Here is a 236-nt window from a genome sequence, read left to right on the forward strand (position 1 = left end):
CGGCGCGACCGCGTCGACGGTTTCGCTGTCGATGACGGCCGGCGCGTCAATGTCGGCCATCGACAGCACGCGGCGACGCAGCTGCGACGCACGGGCCTCAGAACAGTGCGTATAGCGAAGAATGTCGGCCGCCGTTATCCGGACGTGGCCGGCGGCGATCGCGCTAGCGAGCCGGAGCGCGTCCGCGTCGATCGCGGGTTGTTCCGTCAAGCGATCTACCGTCGCCTCGAGCGTGG

Annotated in this window: 1 protein-coding gene; it reads right to left on the minus strand. The window is 69.1% G+C overall.

Features of this window, described 5'->3' with window-relative positions; translation table 11 throughout:
- A partial coding sequence (locus SB725_RS33855; protein WP_410923778.1) for a hypothetical protein occupies window positions 1–210 on the minus strand: 210 nt, incomplete at its 3' end.
- Between the last annotated feature and the right edge of the window lie 26 nt (window positions 211–236).

The sequence above is a fragment of the Pseudomonas sp. SIMBA_041 genome (genome assembly GCF_046535095.1).
GTDB classification, from domain to species: domain Bacteria; phylum Pseudomonadota; class Gammaproteobacteria; order Pseudomonadales; family Pseudomonadaceae; genus Aquipseudomonas; species Aquipseudomonas mucoides.